This window comes from Leptospira sarikeiensis (assembly GCF_004769615.1).
Taxonomy (GTDB): Bacteria; Spirochaetota; Leptospiria; order Leptospirales; family Leptospiraceae; genus Leptospira_B; species Leptospira_B sarikeiensis.
On sequence record NZ_RQGF01000015.1, the window covers coordinates 151,473 to 169,970 of the forward strand.

General features: G+C 39.1%; 15 protein-coding genes. 6 read left to right on the plus strand and 9 right to left on the minus strand.

Annotation, left to right across the window (positions count from 1 at the left end; genetic code table 11):
- Window positions 1-26 precede the first annotated feature (26 nt).
- Window positions 27-425 (plus strand): SET domain-containing protein, encoded by a 399-nt coding sequence (locus EHQ64_RS08150; protein ID WP_135648995.1) that lies wholly within the window; start codon window positions 27-29, stop codon window positions 423-425.
- On the opposite strand, the gene EHQ64_RS08155 is transcribed toward EHQ64_RS08150, so the two are convergent.
- Window positions 422-2,467, minus strand: a complete 2,046-nt coding sequence (locus EHQ64_RS08155; RefSeq protein ID WP_135648996.1) for a sigma-54-dependent Fis family transcriptional regulator — start codon at window positions 2,465-2,467, stop codon at window positions 422-424. The genes EHQ64_RS08150 and EHQ64_RS08155 overlap by 4 nt on opposite strands.
- 343 nt (window positions 2,468-2,810) lie before the next feature.
- Between EHQ64_RS08155 and EHQ64_RS08160 the strand changes: the two genes are divergently transcribed.
- Genes EHQ64_RS08160 through yihA form a run of 4 tightly spaced genes read left to right on the plus strand, consistent with a single transcriptional unit; the run spans window position 2,811 to window position 6,682 of the window.
- Entirely contained in the window at window positions 2,811-4,736 is a 1,926-nt protein-coding gene (locus tag EHQ64_RS08160) for a GAF domain-containing SpoIIE family protein phosphatase (RefSeq protein WP_135648997.1), read from the plus strand.
- 3 nt (window positions 4,737-4,739) lie between these two features.
- On the plus strand, window positions 4,740-5,051 hold the full coding sequence (locus EHQ64_RS20465) for a PP-loop family protein (protein WP_135648998.1): 312 nt from the start codon (window positions 4,740-4,742) through the stop codon (window positions 5,049-5,051).
- A gap of 2 nt (window positions 5,052-5,053) precedes the next feature.
- Window positions 5,054-5,992, plus strand: a complete 939-nt coding sequence (gene tilS / locus EHQ64_RS20470) for a tRNA lysidine(34) synthetase TilS (RefSeq protein ID WP_281275521.1) — start codon at window positions 5,054-5,056, stop codon at window positions 5,990-5,992.
- Between the two features lie 15 nt (window positions 5,993-6,007).
- Entirely contained in the window at window positions 6,008-6,682 is a 675-nt protein-coding gene (yihA, locus tag EHQ64_RS08175; RefSeq protein ID WP_135649000.1) for a ribosome biogenesis GTP-binding protein YihA/YsxC, read from the plus strand.
- 3 nt (window positions 6,683-6,685) lie between these two features.
- Here yihA and EHQ64_RS08180 read toward each other — a convergent pair whose 3' ends face one another.
- The 3 genes from EHQ64_RS08180 to EHQ64_RS08190 form a co-directional block, all read right to left on the minus strand.
- Entirely contained in the window at window positions 6,686-7,387 is a 702-nt protein-coding gene (locus EHQ64_RS08180) for a hypothetical protein (RefSeq protein ID WP_135649001.1), read from the minus strand.
- Window positions 7,388-7,464: 77 nt separating this feature from the next.
- Entirely contained in the window at window positions 7,465-7,803 is a 339-nt protein-coding gene (locus tag EHQ64_RS08185) for a PilZ domain-containing protein (RefSeq protein ID WP_246048644.1), read from the minus strand.
- Window positions 7,804-8,033: 230 nt separating this feature from the next.
- The gene (locus EHQ64_RS08190; RefSeq protein WP_135649002.1) at window positions 8,034-8,972 is read right to left on the minus strand and encodes an MBL fold metallo-hydrolase; all 939 of its coding nucleotides are present in this window, start codon (window positions 8,970-8,972) and stop codon (window positions 8,034-8,036) included.
- Between the two features lie 49 nt (window positions 8,973-9,021).
- On the opposite strand from EHQ64_RS08190, the gene trmB reads away from it, so the two are divergent.
- Complete coding sequence (trmB, locus tag EHQ64_RS08195) at window positions 9,022-9,669, plus strand: tRNA (guanosine(46)-N7)-methyltransferase TrmB (RefSeq protein WP_135649003.1); 648 nt, start codon at window positions 9,022-9,024, stop codon at window positions 9,667-9,669.
- 9 nt (window positions 9,670-9,678) lie between these two features.
- On the opposite strand, the gene EHQ64_RS08200 is transcribed toward trmB, so the two are convergent.
- The 5 genes from EHQ64_RS08200 to rsgA form a co-directional block, all read right to left on the minus strand.
- On the minus strand, window positions 9,679-13,251 hold the full coding sequence (locus EHQ64_RS08200; protein ID WP_135649004.1) for a tetratricopeptide repeat protein: 3,573 nt from the start codon (window positions 13,249-13,251) through the stop codon (window positions 9,679-9,681).
- On the minus strand, window positions 13,251-14,870 hold the full coding sequence (locus EHQ64_RS08205) for an LIC10124 family lipoprotein (RefSeq protein ID WP_135649005.1): 1,620 nt from the start codon (window positions 14,868-14,870) through the stop codon (window positions 13,251-13,253). Before EHQ64_RS08205 ends, EHQ64_RS08200 begins: the two co-directional genes overlap by 1 nt.
- Before the next feature lie 222 nt (window positions 14,871-15,092).
- Window positions 15,093-16,013, minus strand: a complete 921-nt coding sequence (locus EHQ64_RS08210; RefSeq protein WP_210410827.1) for a FecR family protein — start codon at window positions 16,011-16,013, stop codon at window positions 15,093-15,095.
- A 214-nt stretch (window positions 16,014-16,227) separates the two neighbouring features.
- The gene (locus tag EHQ64_RS08215; RefSeq protein WP_135649007.1) at window positions 16,228-17,541 is read right to left on the minus strand and encodes a hypothetical protein; all 1,314 of its coding nucleotides are present in this window, start codon (window positions 17,539-17,541) and stop codon (window positions 16,228-16,230) included.
- Window positions 17,525-18,493 carry a ribosome small subunit-dependent GTPase A gene (gene rsgA, locus EHQ64_RS08220; protein ID WP_135649008.1) on the minus strand — a complete coding sequence of 323 codons (969 nt, stop codon included), beginning with the start codon at window positions 18,491-18,493 and terminating at the stop codon, window positions 17,525-17,527. Before rsgA ends, EHQ64_RS08215 begins: the two co-directional genes overlap by 17 nt.
- Window positions 18,494-18,498 lie beyond the last annotated feature (5 nt).

Sequence of the window (18,498 nt, forward strand, 5' to 3'; positions counted from 1 at the left end):
CTTCCTTAAACTTTCTTTCGCTTAATATGCTAAAAGTACCGACTTACGTTGCAGAGTCCCCGATTGGAGGCCTGGGAGTTTTCGCAGGCAGAGATATTGAAGAAGGGGAGCTTGTGTGGGAATTCCATCCTAAAACTGTTTGGACCCTGACAGAAGCGGAAGTACAATCCTTACCTGAAAGACTCAGAAATCTGATCCATACTTATTCTTATCTATTCGAAGGACAATGGTACTTCTGCGTGGATAATTCCAGGTTCATGAATCATAGCGATCAGGCCAATACTCTTGAGGATAAGAGTGAGGTCCAGGGATCTAGCAATCCTTTAGGAAAGGATAAAGCCGTCCGCAAGATCCTAAAGGATGAAGAGTTAACTTGTAACTATAAGGAATTCGATCAAAACTGGAAGGATAAACTTCCTTCTTAATAATCTATCTTAAGATCTTTGATCTTCTTATCTAAAGTGTTTCTATTGATCCCTAAGAACTTAGCAACTCTAGTCTTAGTGTATTTAAATTTTTTCATGGCGTATTTGATAAGTCTTGCTTCGACTTCTCCTACGACCACTTCCATCGCTCTTCCGTCCAGCGCATCCAAATGAGCAGGAGAAAATTTGGAACTTGCAACTTCGGAAGAAGCTTCCGGATCCACTCCGACTTCCACTTCTTCACCTTCTTCTCCATAAAGAATACGACCACTGATCTCGGAGAAGTCCTGAATATCCAGCATCTCCAACTGCGAAAGGACTACCGCTCTCTCGATCACATTTTCCAGCTCACGAACGTTTCCAGGCCAATTATAACTCATCAGAAGTTTGTGCGCTTCTCTAGTAATACCTTTGATCTTTTTAACATTTTCAGAAGTATACTTAGTAATGAAGTGATTGATCAAAAGAGGAATATCTTCCGGTCTTTCTCTGAGAGGAGGAGTCAACATATTGACTACGTTTAAACGATAGTATAGATCCGCGCGAAATAATTTTTGAGAGATCAAATCTTCCAGATCCGCGTTAGTCGCTGCTATGATCCTAACATCTATTTTTTTAGGTTTTACAGAACCTACCGCTTCGATCTCTTTCTCTTGAAGCACTCTCAAAAGTTTGGACTGAAGATTAAGATCCATTTCTCCGATCTCGTCCAGGAAAATCGTTCCGGTGTCCGCCATTTCGAATTTTCCTTTTTTATCGGCAACTGCACCGGTGAATGATCCCTTTTTGTGACCGAATAATTCAGACTCTAAAAGATTTTCAGGGATTGCAGCACAATTGATCTTAATAAAAGGTTTATCCGCTCTAGAAGAGTTATAATGGATCGCAGATGCGATCATCTCTTTTCCTGTTCCGGATTCTCCTGTAATTAACACGGACGCCCGAGAGTCCGAAACAAGTTGGATCATCTCGAAAAGTTTTTCCATCGATTTGGATTTTCCGATCAATGAACCGAACTTGTATTTATTCTTAAGCTCTCGTTTTAAGAGAATATTTTCTCTGGAGATCTCACGCTTTTCTTCATCGATCAGTTTTTGTATCCGGATCGCTTGATAAATGACCGAAGCTACGACTTGTAGGAAGTCCAAATACGTTTTTAGATCCACGTATTTTTTATGAACAAAGAATACGCTAACTACCCCTAGAACATCCGTATCCGATTTAATCGGGGCTGCAAGGAAGCTAACGTTTTCAGGATTATTTTTAAAATGATTGGCGTTATCTAAACGATTTAGGAAATTTTCGTCGTTTACGATAGATTCTACGATTACCGCTTCTCCGGATTCGTAAACTTTTCCGGTAACACCTTCCCCTGGAAGATAAACTCCCTTCTCCATTTCCTCCGAAGTAAGACCGGAAGCAGCGATCAACTTCAGAATATTATTTTCAGAGTCGAGAAGAACGATAGAACCTCTTTCCAGGTTCAGAGACTTATCCAATCTCTCCATGATATCATCGAAAATTTCTCGAAGGATCAGAGTAGAAGTTACGGTTCTGGAAATATCGATCAGAACTTGTTGGATCTTATTCTTTTGCTCCAACTGACGGAAGGTTTGTAAGTTCTTAAAGATCTGAGCGGCCATATTCGCAAGAGTCGAAACAAGTTCAAGATGCTCTTCGCTAAACGCCTGCTTTCTACTAGAATCTAATGAGATGACTCCGATTACTTCGTCTTCCACGATCATCGGGACCGCGAGCTCGGAAAGTATATCGTCTTTAATGGAAATATAATGCGGGTTTTGGGTTACATCGTTGACGATCATCCCTTCTCCGGACGCCGCCACTATACCTGTAATTCCTTCTCCTACCCTAAGTTTTACTTTCGTTCTAACGGAAGGATTCATCCCTCTGAAAGTAACGATGTCTAAAACCTCGTCCGCTCTACTGATGAGCATGAGAGAGCCGGATCCGACCTCACAAATTTGAATACATCTCTCTAGGATCAAATCCAGAAGGCGATCTGGATCTAAGGTCGAATTCATTGCCGTCGCCACTTCTTGGATATGGCGCAATGGGCTGGGTTTTACATAACCGGACATCTGCTCAAAAAAGGTGCTGATTGATGATTTTGCGGTCAAGGAAAAAACCTAAAATCCAAGCAACTCGCTTTGTTTACAGATACGATTCCTAGATTTCTAGCAGAAAAACTTAGATTTTCCCATTCGATCAGACATAATCATTCAATCGTTAGATATAAATTTCCAAAAATCGAAAATCAAAAACTTTCAGAAATTAGAACAAACTCTTCCTATTTGATGATTTTATAAAAAAGAAGAAGAAAAACATCTTTCCTGTAGGAAGAATTCTCTTATCTTATTTCACCGGATGTCCTGCGTATTTTGCGGCGAGTTCAACAATCCGGACGGAAAGCTCAAAGAAGGAAAGTTTCTTTGTAATTCCTGTGGCCGCGAATGGATCCTAGAAAAAAGAAAACGAAATAGGATCAAACCTCCGGAAGTTCATTCTTTATCAAATGAGATCCTTCTAGAGTTTCTTTCCTTATTCAATACGAGTCCGAATCTGGACGACCTACTACAAAATTTCACCAATCTAGCATTCAGAAAATTGAATTTACCGGGGATCTCGGTAATGGTCTACGAACCTAGATTGGATCGTATTCTTGTAAAATCCTGCAAAAACAAAAAAGGTCCCGCTTTAGAAAAACTCGCGTTTCGTATGGAGATCAAAAAAGGGGAACAAAGCGGTCCATTAGGGCAGGCAATCGAGACTTGCAAATCCGTATATTATAGATTTGCAGAACAATCTCATAAACAAATCAGGCAATACGGACGAGTAAACAAAGTAGAATCGGAACTTTCCGTCCCAATTCACTTAAAGAAAGAAGTATTAGGATTAATTAATGTAGATTATGAAAAAGATGACCCTATCCAGGCCGAAAAAGACCGCTACTTTTTGGAATTGATCGCAAGTCAGTTCGCAACAACACTAAAGAATAGGATTTTATTCGAAGTTTCCCAAACCCAATCCAGGAATTTTAGAAATCTTCACTCTGCTGCATTAAAACTCAGTAGTTTAGGTTTTAAATATAGAACTGAAATTTTTCGAGTCATTCTTCTTTCTTTAACCGCGTTTTCGGAAAGTGATCTATTCGTTCTTTTAGAAAGAAAAAACGACGAATCAGGTAAAACCATTTTAACGGAAGGCCATATACTGACAGGAAGTCCGAGAGCACCTGAAATAAAATCCAATATTCCTTTAAAAGGAGAATGGAATGTTTTAAATAGATCTATAGATTCTGCGTTCTTATTAGATTCTTCCGATCTAAAGGAATGGAAAAGCTTAGGTAACGGAAGAAAAAAACATTTGGCAATACTTCCGGTGTTACGATCCGAAAAATCCGAAATTTGGATCCTTCTCGCAAAAGAAGAAGAACTACATTGGAGTCCCGAAGAGATCGACGTATTAAATGCATTCGCAGTCCAAGCAGGGATTTCTATCCAGAATTTCCATCTATTCCATCAAAGGGCTGAAAAAGAAAGATTAGATCGTGAGATAGAGATCGCTCGTGATTTGCAAAGATCTTTGCTTCCTAGAAGAATGCCTGAACATCGGAATTATGAATTCGGTGGAATTATGATCCCGGCAGTAGGTGTAGGAGGAGACTATTATGATTTCATAACACATCCTTCTAACAAAGAAACATATATCTGTATCGGTGACGTAAGCGGTAAAGGAGTTCCGGCAGGTATTGTTATGGCGACTGTTCGGACTGTGATCCATTCCTTAGTGCGAAAAAATCCTACGCCTTGGGAAATTCTAGTAACCGTAAATACTTATCTATATCAAAATTATTTTAAAGACTCGATCTCTCCCCGCTTCATGTCCCTGACTATCATTCATTGGAATCAAAACGAAAATAGATTTACTTTTAGCGGAGCAGGCCAAGGAAATATTTTAGTTTATAGAAAAGAGAAAAATCGTTTGGAAGAAATCCCAACCGGAGGAGTGGTTTTGGGCATAGATCCGGATATAGATCATTTTGAGAATAAAGGATCTTTTGATCTTGGCCCGGGCGATTTTTATATCATGTTTACAGATGGAGTTTGGGAGGCAATGGATCCGAACGAAGAACTTTTCGAGATGGAAAGATTACACAATTGTGTTTTCGAAGCGAAGAAGAAATCCCTTCCTGGCGTATTGGAAACCGTCCTAAAAAACATAAAAAACTTTACTGGAGAAAGGGAACAAACGGATGATATTACATTAATAGGCATGAAACGCCTCAACTAAGAAATGAACTCCGAACTTGAATCCATTTTTCAATCTGCTTGGTCTCTTCTAAAAAACTTTCAAGATCTAATGAGAGAAAAACTGGCAGTGGTCGCTTTTTCCGGAGGAAAAGATTCTTCCTTACTTTTGCGGTTTTATGTTTGGATGCATGATAAAAATTTAATTTCTCAATTTCCTATAATATATCATTTAGATCATTCTATTCGGGATAATTCTGAGCAAGAGTCCGAGATCCTCGAATTTATGAAGTCTCTCGATCCGAATTCTATCTTTAAAAAAAAAACGTTCCAAAATTCGCCAATCGGACTAAACTAAGCATCGAAGAAGCGGGAAGAGCCCTTCGATTCAAAGATTTAGAAAAAATCGCGTCCAAAGTCGGCGGTTATATCGCCACGGGACATCATTCCGAAGATTATTTAGAAACCTTACTATTACAACTCATCCGAGGAGGAGGCTCAAATTCTCTCAAAACATTAGGAGTTTTCGAGAAGAATAGATTTAGACCTCTTATTTTATTCGGAGAATCAAATCGCAAAAATGCCCTGACATTAAACGATTGGAAAATTTTCGAAGATGAATCTAACGAATCCCCGAAATACTTAAGGAACAGGATCAGATCCGAAATACTTCCTATTCTTTTGCGTGAGGGTGCGGACGCGGATAAGATCTTTCATAATTTTCATGATACGGAAATTCCAAGACTAGGATCAAAAAACAGAAGGATAGAAGAGGACGAGATCCGCACAGTATCCAGACATATTTTGGAATTAGAACAAATTTCCGTATGTAAACAAGTTTTAGACTTACATTTAAAGAGTCTGGGACTTCATCCCTTAAATACTCAATTTTTAACCGACCTTCTTCAAAACTTGGATAGAAAAGTTTCTTTTTCCTTGGAAAATAAAGAGGCTTGGTTTTGGAAGAGTGTGTCTTCCGACTTATATATTCTTCCTAAATCAGCTTCTTATCTAAAACCATTCACATATAATCCTGAGTCTTTCTTTTTAAAATGGAACAGTAAGACTAAAAAAATCCCAAAAAATTGTCTACCTGCCAATGATGCGGAAGGAGAAAAAATCCTTTTAGGAGGGATCCATAGAGATGTTTCTGAAATCCTTAGAGAGAAAGAGATTCCGGTTCCGGTCAGAAAAATGCTACCCATTCTAAAACGGGAAGGGAAAACTGTATTGGTTTGTCTCCGTATGTGGGATACCCGTTTGGATGATATCCGATCGGACGATTTCCAAAACGACTAGTGAGTCCAGAGGTTTATGGAAGAACTCCAAGAATTAAAGCCGGACCCTTTTTTTAGAGAAGTTAGATTCGTATCTTCTTATGCAGATGCAACAAAGGTACCTTCCAAAGGTATTCCTCATATCGCATTTGCCGGTCGTTCCAATTCCGGAAAATCTAGATTATTAAACGCAATTGTGGAAAGAAAATCCTTAGCAAAGGTTTCCGCAACTCCAGGCAAAACCAAACTACTAAATTTCTTCTTAGTTTCCAAATCCTTATTCTTAGTGGATACTCCCGGTTTCGGATATTCCGCAAACTCACATAGAGATCATGAGCAGATGATGGATCTTCTAATGAATTATCTCAACTCAGCGAAAGATCTTAAATGTCTGTTCTTACTTTCCGACGCTCAAAGGGAATTACCTGACGAAGAACTTGAGTTGATCGGGACCTGCTTCGAAAAAGGAACAAAACCTGTACTGATCCGCACTAAGATTGATAAACTCAATCAATCCGAACTCTCTAAACTAAGAAAAAAAATGAAAAACATCCAAGGCTTGTATCCGATGTTGGAGATCGTTTTCGTTTCGCCTAAGTACGGAAAAGGATTGCCAGAGCTCAGAAAGATTATAGAGAATATGATGAAAACGTTAATCATCCCCCCAATGGAAGAGGATGCAATCCCCGCAGAGATCAACGAGCAGGGTTAAAGATTAAGCGTGAGTCTCTAAAAGATTGCCTGCGGAGTTGAGCGAATCTCCGTAATAAACTTTTCCGGCAAATTGGATTTGTTTTTGATTCAATTCTTGGATGGTATTTAAGGTTTCTTCCAAAAGAGCTTTCAATTTTTCCTGGCTTAAAGCCATTTCCAATTTTCTCTTTCTCTCTATAAGTTCCATATGACGACGAGCTTCGTCTTCCGACTTACGTTCCGGATCACTTGCTGAAGAGATTTGACCTTTATCTAGTCGATTTAATTCAAGATCGATGTCCCTTAATTCGGACATCAATTCCCATTCTTTATCTGAAATTAGGTTAGAACGGTCTGCTTGGTCTTTTTTCTTAGGAGATTCGGCCGACTTTTTATCTTCTTCCGATATTGAATTCGATTCCGGAACATTAGATTTTTCTTTTTCAGGCTTTTTGACCGTAGTAGCTCTAGTTTCTCCGGCGACAGCGACCAGTTTTCCGTCTCTCAACTCATATTCGATCGAAACGTCAATTGATCTGATCTCCGCATTATCACGGATTGCCTCGTTCCTAAACTCGGCCACATGATCTAATTCATGGGAAATAACGTGAAGTACAGAACTGACCTGAGGCGCACTTTCAAGTTGCCCGTGTCCGATATACTTAACCGAATCGTCTTTCGGTCTTTCTATCATGGAAGTAGACTGTATAGCTCCCAGGTTCATCCTATTATAAATGTCGGCCCGGAAAGCCTTGAGTTTAGAGTTTTGGAAAAAATTTACTGATGCCTATAGAAAAAGCGTTATCTGCAGTAAGCTATCTTATTCAGTATCTCAAGTATACTAGCATCGCATAGATCATGAAATACTAAGGCATACCGATTTCCTATATCAGTTTCCGTTCTGCGTATAACTTCCGCTTTAATCTCGCAAGTAAACATTGGCGACATAATCGTAATTTTGGCCCCAGCATCCCATACCTGGTCCGTAATTATAGATGCTCCCATCATTGATATGTCGATTAATACCCCTTCACTCCAATCACCTTCCTTAAATAGTTTCACCCGATTGTCTTTACGGAATCTTATATAAAATCTTTTATCCGTCGGCAAACCGGGTCCAACCTTTTCGGAAGGATTCATCCCGATCTCTAGTCTTTGCATAGGCAGGAAAGAATACATGATGTAAAAGAATTTAAAAGGAGTTTTCTTTTTTTAAGAAGAATTCTTTCGGATCGCTTTTGATATATTCTAATCTTAAATTTGTAGGAACTATATAACCTAAAGGATCTAAAATCTTGTCACAGAAATTCCAATCCGATGAGATCTAACTCAATCTTTAGATATAAGTTTGTTTTTATCCGGGAAAATCTTTATAGAACGAAACTATCAGCTTCTCTAGCTAAAACTATCTCTGATAATTCCTTGGATTGGTTTTCTTGATTGAACATTCGTATGATTTCCTCATCCGGATGATCAGGCTCATGATGAGTTAAAACCAATTTATTTACACCTAGGACTTCGCCGCAACGCACCGCTAATTTTCCGGATGTATGGCCCCATCCGATCTTTTTATCCGCTTCTTCTGAACTGTATTGAGCGTCTATGATCAACATATTGGGGCTTCCAAACTTACTGCGCAACTCAGCGAATTCGGATAAGTCTTCTTCTCTAACTTCCACGTCTGTGCAGAATAGGAAACTTTTACCGTTCTCTTCTATATGATAGCCTGTACAATTTCCCGGGTGTTTTAAGAGGAAAGGAGTCACTTTAAAATCGCCGATCTCGACAGTCTTTTGGCGTTGTAAAAGAGTGAATGTCTTCTTGGACATCATCTCATCTAGAGTGATCGGAAAATTCTCAGGATTCTGTTGGCGATCGAATCTTTCTTTAAGATTTGAGATCGTAGAATAAAAATCGATTTGAACGGAAGGGATATATCCCGGTTTAAAAAAAGGCCAGCCTTGGATATGGTCCCAGTGAGTATGAGTCACTAAAATTTTGACATTTCCGCCCTGAGCGATCCCTTGTTTAAGTAGATCGTTACCCAATTCCCTCATCCCGGAACCGCAATCTATAATTAATTTCTGACCGTTTTCGGATTCCACATACACGCAGGTTGTGTTTCCTCCTACAGGCCGTAATAGATCCTGGTTTAAGTTCTGCAGGAATTCGGGAACGGAGAAGGTTCCATTCTTAACTTTGAACTCCCTATGAGCTTGCTCTAGAATTTTTTCTAGTTTTTCTCTATATTCTGAACCGGAAAGCGGTGTAGGAAGCGAGCCTCTTACTCCGTATAATTTTATTTTCACTGTATTTAATATGACAACTTAAAGATTTGGTATTTGCAGGCTTTCAGAGATGACATCGAATTTTCGCGAAAAACAATGGAAGATCGTCACTCGAATTCCCTTTTCTTCAGAATATTTCTTAAAATTGAACCAGGGAAGTAAATTAAAAAAAAACGATTTGTTCCTTAATGAATTCGGGACATATTATTTAGAGCTCGGTTCCGGTTGGGGAGAAGTTGCCGTATCTCTAGCAAAAGATAATCCGAATACCGGTTTTATCTTAATGGAGAAGAAACCGGATCGTTTAAGAAAGACGATCAAAGATCTAAAAGAGAATCAGATCCAGAACGTTAAGCTCCTTTCAGTAAACTTCAATTGGTTTTTAGAAGAAATATTCGAAGAAGGAATTTTCGACGAGATACTTCTCAATTTTCCAGATCCATGGCCTAAAAGAAGGCATCATAAACATAGGACTTTGAATCCGGAATTTTTAAATACTGTCTACTTACTCTTAAACAAAGGAGGAAAATTCCATTTCGCCACGGATTACGGCCCGTATGCTAGAAAAGGGATCCGACTTTTTAGAGAAGACCGAAGATTTAAACCGATCTCCGTCGATTATTCCTTATATAGAGAGAACTTTCCGATCTCTCATTTTGAACAAGAAAAACGGGAGGCAGGCTCCCGTATTTATTACTTGGATAGAACTAAGATCTAAATTTTAGACTTAATGATATAAAAGAGAATATACGTTGTCGGAGTCTTGGGCCAATTTATAAGTCCAAAGAGTTTCTCCCTTTTCGTCATATCTCACTGCAGTATTATCTTTATATAATACGATTATATCTTTCTTTTTACCCGGCAAAAGACCTTCCACTTCTTTATCGGAAATTTTAATCTCTTTTAATCCGGAAGAATCCGCATCCAATCTATAGACTTTGTCGTTTCCTACGAACCAAAGAGAATTTCCTCTTACGCTAAATAGATTTGCAGTCTTATCAGAAATTTCAGTCTTAGTAGACTTGCCTTTTCCGGAAACATAAACGATCTCTTTATCCGTGCGGAAGAATGTGCCGTCCTCAGTAGCGCCAAGAAGTCTAGGATTCGTATTTCCGGTCCAAGCAGAGTCTGGGTCCTTTGTTAATTTAGAATCCGCGTATAAGATCTTATCTTCTTTCTGAGAAGATTGGATCAAGAATACCTGACCCTTTTTAGAAGCGGACCAAGACTTTGTATCTAAAGCGATTGATTTCGTTTCATCAAAAGTATCTGAGTAACTTGTTAGGGTCCTTTTTCCGGAGATTTCAGTTTCTACTAGGATCCTATCTCCGGAGACCATTGCTTTTTTAAATACTCCAGATAAGTTTACAGTTTGAAACACTGCTCCAGAGTTTTGATCTCTAACTTCTAAACTTCTATCAGTAAACGCATAAACTCTTCTATCCGCTAAAACATTTCTGAAAGGTTTCGTACTTGTGATCCTCCATAAACGGATCGCACGATTTTTATCTAATGCCTCGATAGAAGTTCCGTAGTTCATAAGCAATAGATCATTTACGATTACAGGAACTCCGATCAAAGATCCACGATTCGGATAAGGTTGTAAAATTACCGGAGTATCTGAATCGGATAGTACCAATTTCTCAGCTTGGCTGGAATAAGGAGAGTTCGGATACTTTTCCGCTAGTTCTCTTCCGAGTTCTAAAGCGAGTTTTTTATATTCCGCATTTCCGGGATTTTTAAGTTTTAATTCGGAAAGAATGCGAATACGAGCGTGAATAAACTTCTCATCCCTTTCTAGATCGAGAGCCTTTACGATCTCGGCATCTGCAGCTTCCAAATCTCCTTTCTTAAAGTAGATATAAGAAAGTTGGAAATGCGCATCCGGAAAATCAGGATTTTTCTTTATGATATCCTTAAAGATTTCGACGGATTGATCCAGTAAGTTGTCATTAAAGAGAACGATACCTATATTATAAGGTGCTAATTCATTTTCAGAATCCGCTTTCATTGCGCTTTCGAATTCTTCTTTAGCCTCTTTGCTTTTTCCTTGGTTATAGAATGCGATCCCTTTCCCGATACGAGAAGCCGTAAACTCAGGATTTAATAACCAAGAGCGATTGAACGACTCAATTGCATTATCATAATTTTTCTTTTGGAGGCCGATGATCCCAAGTTGATAATGGCTATAATAGGAATCCTGTTTTTTCTCTAAAACTTTATGGAATCCTTTCTCCGCATTATCCACCTCTCCTTTTCTAAGAAGAAATGCATAAATTGCTTCCTGTGCCGCCAGGTTTTTAGAAGCTTCTGGTGAATTTTCTAAAAGGGAAATTCCCTTTTCTTCCATTCCCAATGCCAGATAACATTCAGCCACTTTGATATAAAGAGTCAGTTTTTTCGTTTTATCATAAGCTGATTGATAAAGAGGGATTGCTTTTTCGTAAGCTTTTGTATCGAAGAAACGATTTGCTTTTTGGATCGTAGGGATTACTTCAGAGAATTTTCTATTTTGATCTATCGTTTGTTTCGCTTCTGCAATCTCAGGCAAATCCTTGGTTAATTTTTCTGCCTTAGATAACCATGAACTTGCAGAATCGTAATTTGCTTTTTCGTTCTCTTCTAACGCAATTTTATAATATAAGAATGCCAATCTGAACTGAACGGATTCATTATCCGGATATTTTTTCATCAGGCCTTTATACGCGTTCTCAGCCTTTTCATACTCTTTTTTGTCTTCGTATGTTCTCGCGAGAACGATCCCGGAGATCGGATCATTTCCAGTGATCGCCTCTAGTTCCTTAGTGTATTGAGCTACTTTAGATTGATTTTTTTGAGCGGAATATAAACGGATCAAACCTTGAAGAGCCGGAAGATTTCCCTTTTGGAGACTAAGCGCCTTCAGATAATTCTGTTCGGATTGTTTTACATCTCCGCTAATTTGATAAAGCCTTCCGTAAGCAGTATAGACACCAGGATCTTCGGCATCTTTTGCTTTTGCTCTATCAAAATACGTTTTGGCGGATTTAGTATCTCCTTTACGAAGTTTTAGATCCCCTTCATGAATTAGTTCGGAAGAATCCAAAAAGGCTAAGACCTTTTTCACCTCATCGTCCTGTTTCAGACTTTCTAATTCGTTTCTTGCCGTTTTATATCTATTCTCAGAAGCAAGCAGATACACTAGGTTCAAAACAGGTTCTTTATAATTTGGATCTAACTCTCTTGCCTTGCTGAAGGAAACCATTGCCTTGGCGTTTTCACCCAAAGATTTTTGATTTAATCCGATCTGATTGTAGATCGTAGCGTTTTTAGGGAAGAATGGAATGGCCTTTTCTAATACTGAAATCGCCTTAGGATTGTTTCCGGATTTACTATACGCAGATGCAAGACCTGAATAAGCTTCTAAATAATCCGCTTTTAACTTTAAAGAAGTTTCGAAAGATTTTACCGCACCGTCAGTATCTCCCGAAAGAATTTTGGCATTCCCTAAAAATACGAATGGAGCGGGGTTCTTAGGATCTAATTGAGTCGCAGATGTAAAATATTGAGCGGCATCCTTATAATTCTTAGCTTTTAAAGCAGCATTCCCTTTTTCTAATAAAGAAGCGACCTTAGTTGCAGATGCGGATTGTTTCGCAGAAGCAAGATCCGGATCTGCATTTCTTGCTTTTTCGAAATATGCTTCTGCAGCCTCGTAGTCTTTTACCTGAACTGCAGTGTCTCCCAACTGCATATACAATTGAGCCTTGAATTTAAATTTGTCCTCTGGAATAGATTTCAGAGCAGAATACGCTTCTTCATATCTACCGATCGTTTTTAGAAGCACTGCTTTTTTAAAAGTATAAGCGGAACCGTCTACTTTAGGAAGTTTTTCTAATTTAGAATAAACATCTAAAGCATCCTTATTCGCTCCTTGAGAAGTGTACAATATTCCAAGAGTTAAAAGGATTTGTTCGTTTTCAGGATCCAAATCGGTTCCTTTTTTCAAAGAAGCCAAAGCATCTTCCGTCTTACCTAAACGATATTCGGAAGATCCGATCAGATAATATCCTTCTGCAGTCGGATAAGTTTTAACAGCTTCTTTTCCTTTGGATAAAGAGAGCTCGAATTTTCCCTTTTGAAAAGCTGAGTTCCCTTCGTTGATCAATCGAGAAGCTTGCTTTAATTTTTGGGCAGCGATAATGTCCTTCTCCATAATCGCGTCCTGAGAATTCGATTTTCGGAAATCTTTGGAAACGCAATAAATAGCGAAGAAAGAGATAAATAGAAATATAAAAAAGCGAGAAATGAAACGAAACATCACTTATATCCTTTATAGAGAATCTTCAGATCTTTAATGGGAGTTTTTTCTCTAAACTCCTCTCCTCTCGTAAGAACAGAGACTGTCCAAAGTCCACCCGCGGGTAGGTCTCCTTCCCAGACCTTGTCTCTTCCTAAATATAATAATAATTTTTTATTCTTCAAGTCGGTTCTAAAAGAGAATGGCCGGCCTACATCCTTATCCACATCCAAGTATGTATATGTGCTCAATGTCTTTCCGTCTGAAGGAAATTGAAAAACGGAAACCTTTTCTTTTCCGGCAACTAAACCTAAAGAAATTCCATTCAAATGGAATGTAACAGCAACAGAACCATTTCCGTGATCTACTGGTAAAAGAAAATATCCTTCTAATTCCAATTCTTCCGGTATAAATGGAAGAGAATACACTCCATTCCATCCATTAGGAAGGTCTTTCTTTTTGGCGAATTCCAATCCATTTGGCCCGAAAGGAGAAAAATTCGTTTCTCCGGAAGGTTTCCAAAATTCAGTTTCACCTAAAAGACCTTGTCCCGAATAAGGAAGTGCCAATTCTACCAAACGATCTGCTTTTACATCTAAGACGCCTTCGTAATAAACATAAGAACCGTCAGTGCTTTCCTTTAGGAGCTCCAACTGATAGCCGCCAGGAGTAAGATTACTTCTATAGAAAGGAGTTTCTCCCTGCTTATACCCATCGAGGGAAACTGAAAGTCCACTTGGAACGCTAATCACTTTAGCAGAACCTAATGTTCTATCTTCTTCCCATTCTTGGAATAAATAATTCTTTTTACCTGCTCTTACTTGGATCGTTTTCGTAATCGGTTTTTTTCCTTTTAGAACAAGCTGAACTTCTTGGACTCCTTCTTGGATCGGAACTTCCGTCAGCGGAGTATTCCCCAACGATTTTCCTTTCCATAGGATCTCTGTATCACCGGAGGAAGCTCTTACACTCAAAGTTCCTTTTACGGAAGAATTTACGATCTCTCTAATTTTAAGAGCATCCGGCTTTCTATCCCAGACTGGAACAGTTGTTTGTTTGGATTCGAGAGAGATAACTCTATCGGATCCTTTCCAAAAAATTGCCTGGCTCCAAGTTCCGGATTCTTCTGAAGATACTGGACGTTTAAAAGAAAGTTCGAAGTCTCCGAATTTACTCGAATCAACCGAATCCTTTAATTCGAATTTAAAAGTCCAACCGATCTCTGATTCAGAAACAGTACCAAGTACTAAGACATCCACATCTTTGGATTTAATCTCATCATTTAGGGTGGTTTTATTTTTCCAAACTTCCGGAGAAATTTTAGCGGAAGTATATTTGATATCTTTCCAAAGCAGACTGATCTCTTGTTCGAAATAAGAGGCCAGTTTTTTATCTACCGATTTCGGATAATCAATTGGGCTAAATGCTAGGACCGGGATCTCATGTCCGACTTTACGGATCCTATGATCTGTTTCCGATTCGCGAAAGATAAACGTATTCGCAGAATCTCCTATCGGTTTGTAGTAAGGCTCTTGGATCAGCTTAGAAGGTTCGTTCAGCTTCTGCACTGAGGAGCAAGTAACCCCTAAACTCGTAATAAAAGAGAATAAAATAAGATTACGAAAAGAATTGTTCCCCATCCCGTAAAAAAATTTCCTAGGGACTGATTTAGCAAATCTTTTCCGGGTTCTGGAGAAAATGAAGGGTCTTTTGGTCTCTATTTCCGACCTTGGTTGGTTTTACTTAGGATTACAAATTTAAGAAATATTGATCCGCCAAACAGGTATAAGAAGAGAAACCCCGCCAAAAGCGGGGTCCATATTCAATTCATTATATAAGCGGAAAAGAAGAAAGGAAACTGTTTAGAAAGTTTCTTTCGCGTTCAGCTTTAACTTTTCTTTTTGAACGTCTTGTTGAACGTATTTAGTCTCGTTTACTTGCTGAGCTGTTCTTGCAACTTCGTCAGCATTCGCTCTAGTTGCTTCACGTTTCTGCAATTGAGTACGAGCCTCTTCTACTGTGGAAGCTTGGCTTAAGATACGAAGCTCTTCACTAGAAGCCTTTAACTCATCTACGAGATTATTATATTCTAAAACATCATTTTTCTTAAGAACGATCAGTCCTTTCAGTTCTTTTACTGATTCAGGTCTCAAAGAAAGGATCAGTTTGTCGGTTAACTTCTGATTTTTCTTCAGAGTGATCTCTCTGTTCCGATCCAAGATTACCTCGGACTCTTCTCCCACTTTAGAAACTGCAACGGAACCTTCTAATACTGCGAATTTAACATCGCAATGTTCTTCAGCACAGTTTACTTTTTTGCCAGTAGGATTTTCTACAGATGTAAGGAAGGTAGTTCCTCGAACTCCCGCAAGTGCAGTAGGAGTTACTACGCGGAAATCGGAGTTCTTGTTCTCTTTACGAACCAGAGTTACGATCCTTCCGTAGTTCAAATTGACTTTAACGTTAGTCCCATCGTCGCCAACAAGTGCAGCGATAGAAACTTCACTGTCTTTAGAAACTTTAATGATACCGCTTTCGGCTACCATGATTTCAACAGATCCGTTTTTACCAGTCAGCAATGTGTCTGCTGCGGTTACGGTTTGTCCGAACTCGGCTTTTTTCTCACCTTCTGCAGATTGAATGCGAACGTCACCGTTCAACCAAACGATCTTTGCAGTTGAAGAAACTGCCTCGGACTTAACTTGATCGCTGCTTGTCTTAGGGGTACAAGCAATCAGGTAGTTGAATGCGATCATCGAAACTAGAATTAGGGTGGTTTTCATTTTTAACATATGTTCTCCCCCGCTTTTTAAGCTTAAGAATCCTATAGATATTACAATCGAACAAGGACTTTTTTACCAATACTTGTGTTTAAAGGATTTTCTCAAAAGCAAAAGATTCATTTTGGAAAAAAATTTCCAAAAAATGCCCGTTTGGCAGTTGTCATATTAACGTCTCAAAACTAACCCTTAAGGGTTACGTATCGTCGAACGAATTCTATTTTTTCTCTGCTTTTTTAGGCTCAATTTCAGGCAAAGAGTCTAGTTCTTCTTCCAGTTTACATTTTGGATAATGATCCGCAGGTAGACTCGAGCCCACCCAACCGAACGCCTCTTGGGAAGAGATCACATGTATATCCCAACCCTGCACTATATTTGGGCAATCCCATACCTTATTCTTACAAAGCACTTGGCTTGCCTTCGGTTTTGGATACGCCCAAGCGGCCGGAGGATGCAAACATTGCATTTCTACTTCTGCTAACTTGCGCATACGCTTTACGTTTTCTTCAAATTGTTTGAATAAGTTTACAAGTGGATTGGCTAAAACTTCGTTAAAGTATCCGCGAGAAGTATTGTAAGCTAAGAAATATACTAGCTCTTCCATTACATATTCTTTATCATGAGAAAAGGAACTTACGGTATGAATGTATCTAGCGATCTTTAATGAATCTGTGAGTAACTCACGCAAAACATCTTCGGACTTATCAGGTAATCCTGCATCTTCTTCATCGTCCGGAACAGAATCGCTTTCTCCATCATCCACCATCATTTCAGAGAAGAATGTTTCGTCCGGATTTTCGCGGTCGTTCTTTTTTGAATTAGAAACAGCGACTTCTACATTATCTTGTAAGCCGAGAGGCACGTGATTTGAAGCCGCGGAGCAAACGAATTCAGGCAGATCTAATTTCTGCATAAAGTTTGCACATTGTTTTGCGATCCTCGTTTTTTCAGTATCATCCGGAAAAGGTTTATTCCAATGATCACCGGAAACACGGGCAATATCCATAAATATTCCACCCAAAAAGGAATATCGACGTAGCATTTTATATTTCAGTGCATCTGGGATGAGTACGATCCCAAGGGCTATTAGTCCTAACTCACTAATATGTTTGAAAAAATTCGGATTGGACTCATAAACCTTAAAAAGAGCGAGTAAGTGTTTTTTATTATTGAGAGCGTTCCGTATAATTCCCTTAAAGTTGAATTTGTTCTCTTCATACATGAACTTTAAGAATTTTTTATCGGTTTGTTTGAGTTGAAGGACAATCTTTTCTGAGATCTTATCCTGGATTTGGCCCAATAATTCCTTAGTTAATTTTATCTTAAACTCGGGATTATACTGCCCTTTGATCTCTTTCAGTCTGGCGAGGGCTGATTCTTTTACCTGGACCTCTTCCTTAACAAGAACGTTACCGCTATTGTCCTCGATTGCATTTAAGAAACGTAACATATTTCCGGCGTTATAATCTCGTACGAAATTCATAACGTCCTCGATCGAGGCGTATTCTATCGATTTAGGATTTACTTTCATTCTTTAAGTGGTCTCTACGTGTGATTCTAAACGGGTTTTCCAGGCTTGCAAGCATAGATTCCAGGCTCTTTTTTCTTTCCATACTTATATCGGTTGCTTCACCCATAGAAAACAACATTTTGCATCCCGGTCCGGCATCACAGCAGTCGGAAATATCACATTGTTCCTTATACTTTCTCAATTCCGGGTAACTTTCTAGGATCTCGCCCTTACTCAGATGCAAGATTCCCCATTCTTTTATACCCGGAGAGTCTATTAGCACGATATTATCTTCCAAAACTATAAAATTGGAATTCGTAGTCGTATGTTTACCCTTCTTAGTGGAAAGACTTACCTGGGAAGTTTTTTGCAATTCCCTATCGGATAAGACGTTTACTAAGCTAGATTTTCCCACTCCAGAATTTCCCACAAGGTAGGTGGTTTTGGAAGAAAACTTGGAGTAAAGTTCCTCTAGACCTTGGCCGGTCTGACAGGAAACACTAAGGACCTGATAACCTAAATCCAGATAGACGGTCATACGTTTAATCAGAGTTTCATGATCAACTAGATCAGATTTTGTGAATACGATCAGGGGAGGGACCTCGGCCAAAGAAGCCGCCGCCAAACAACGATCTAAAAATCCGTCTTTCGTTTCCGGATCTTTTAAGGAAGCGAGAACCGCTACTTGATCCACATTAGAACAAAGAACTTGTGCATCACCTTCTTTACTTTTTCGTAGAAGTTCGTTTGTGCGAGGAAGTCTTTCTTCTATCGCCCATTCTCCCCCGGATTCCATTGCACATACCCTGTCTCCGACTACGAACGGGTGTCTTTCCTTCGCAGCCAAATTCCTAAGCCTTCCTCTAAGAACTGCTCGTACTCTTCCTCTTTCTGGAGAATACAAATCGTAGAAAGCCCCGAAGACTCTCGCTATCGTAAAAAACTCCTTTACTGGAATGGTGGAACTTGACATTCTTA

Excerpts from the sequence above, each read along its gene's own strand:
- trmB (WP_135649003.1), top strand. The coding sequence starts at position 9,022 with ATGACATCGAATTTTCGCGAAAAACAATGGAAGATCGTCACTCGAATT.
- EHQ64_RS20465 (WP_135648998.1), top strand. The coding sequence starts at position 4,740 with ATGAACTCCGAACTTGAATCCATTTTTCAATCTGCTTGGTCTCTTCTA.
- EHQ64_RS08215 (WP_135649007.1), bottom strand. The coding sequence starts at position 17,541 with ATGAAAGTAAATCCTAAATCGATAGAATACGCCTCGATCGAGGACGTT.
- EHQ64_RS08200 (WP_135649004.1), bottom strand. The coding sequence starts at position 13,251 with ATGTTTCGTTTCATTTCTCGCTTTTTTATATTTCTATTTATCTCTTTC.
- EHQ64_RS08205 (WP_135649005.1), bottom strand. The coding sequence starts at position 14,870 with ATGGGGAACAATTCTTTTCGTAATCTTATTTTATTCTCTTTTATTACG.
- EHQ64_RS08150 (WP_135648995.1), top strand. The coding sequence starts at position 27 with ATGCTAAAAGTACCGACTTACGTTGCAGAGTCCCCGATTGGAGGCCTG.
- rsgA (WP_135649008.1), bottom strand. The coding sequence starts at position 18,493 with ATGTCAAGTTCCACCATTCCAGTAAAGGAGTTTTTTACGATAGCGAGA.
- EHQ64_RS08210 (WP_210410827.1), bottom strand. The coding sequence starts at position 16,013 with ATGAAAACCACCCTAATTCTAGTTTCGATGATCGCATTCAACTACCTG.
- EHQ64_RS08160 (WP_135648997.1), top strand. The coding sequence starts at position 2,811 with ATGTCCTGCGTATTTTGCGGCGAGTTCAACAATCCGGACGGAAAGCTC.
- EHQ64_RS08185 (WP_246048644.1), bottom strand. The coding sequence starts at position 7,803 with ATGAATCCTTCCGAAAAGGTTGGACCCGGTTTGCCGACGGATAAAAGA.
- yihA (WP_135649000.1), top strand. The coding sequence starts at position 6,008 with ATGGAAGAACTCCAAGAATTAAAGCCGGACCCTTTTTTTAGAGAAGTT.
- EHQ64_RS08155 (WP_135648996.1), bottom strand. The coding sequence starts at position 2,467 with ATGAATTCGACCTTAGATCCAGATCGCCTTCTGGATTTGATCCTAGAG.
- EHQ64_RS08180 (WP_135649001.1), bottom strand. The coding sequence starts at position 7,387 with ATGAACCTGGGAGCTATACAGTCTACTTCCATGATAGAAAGACCGAAA.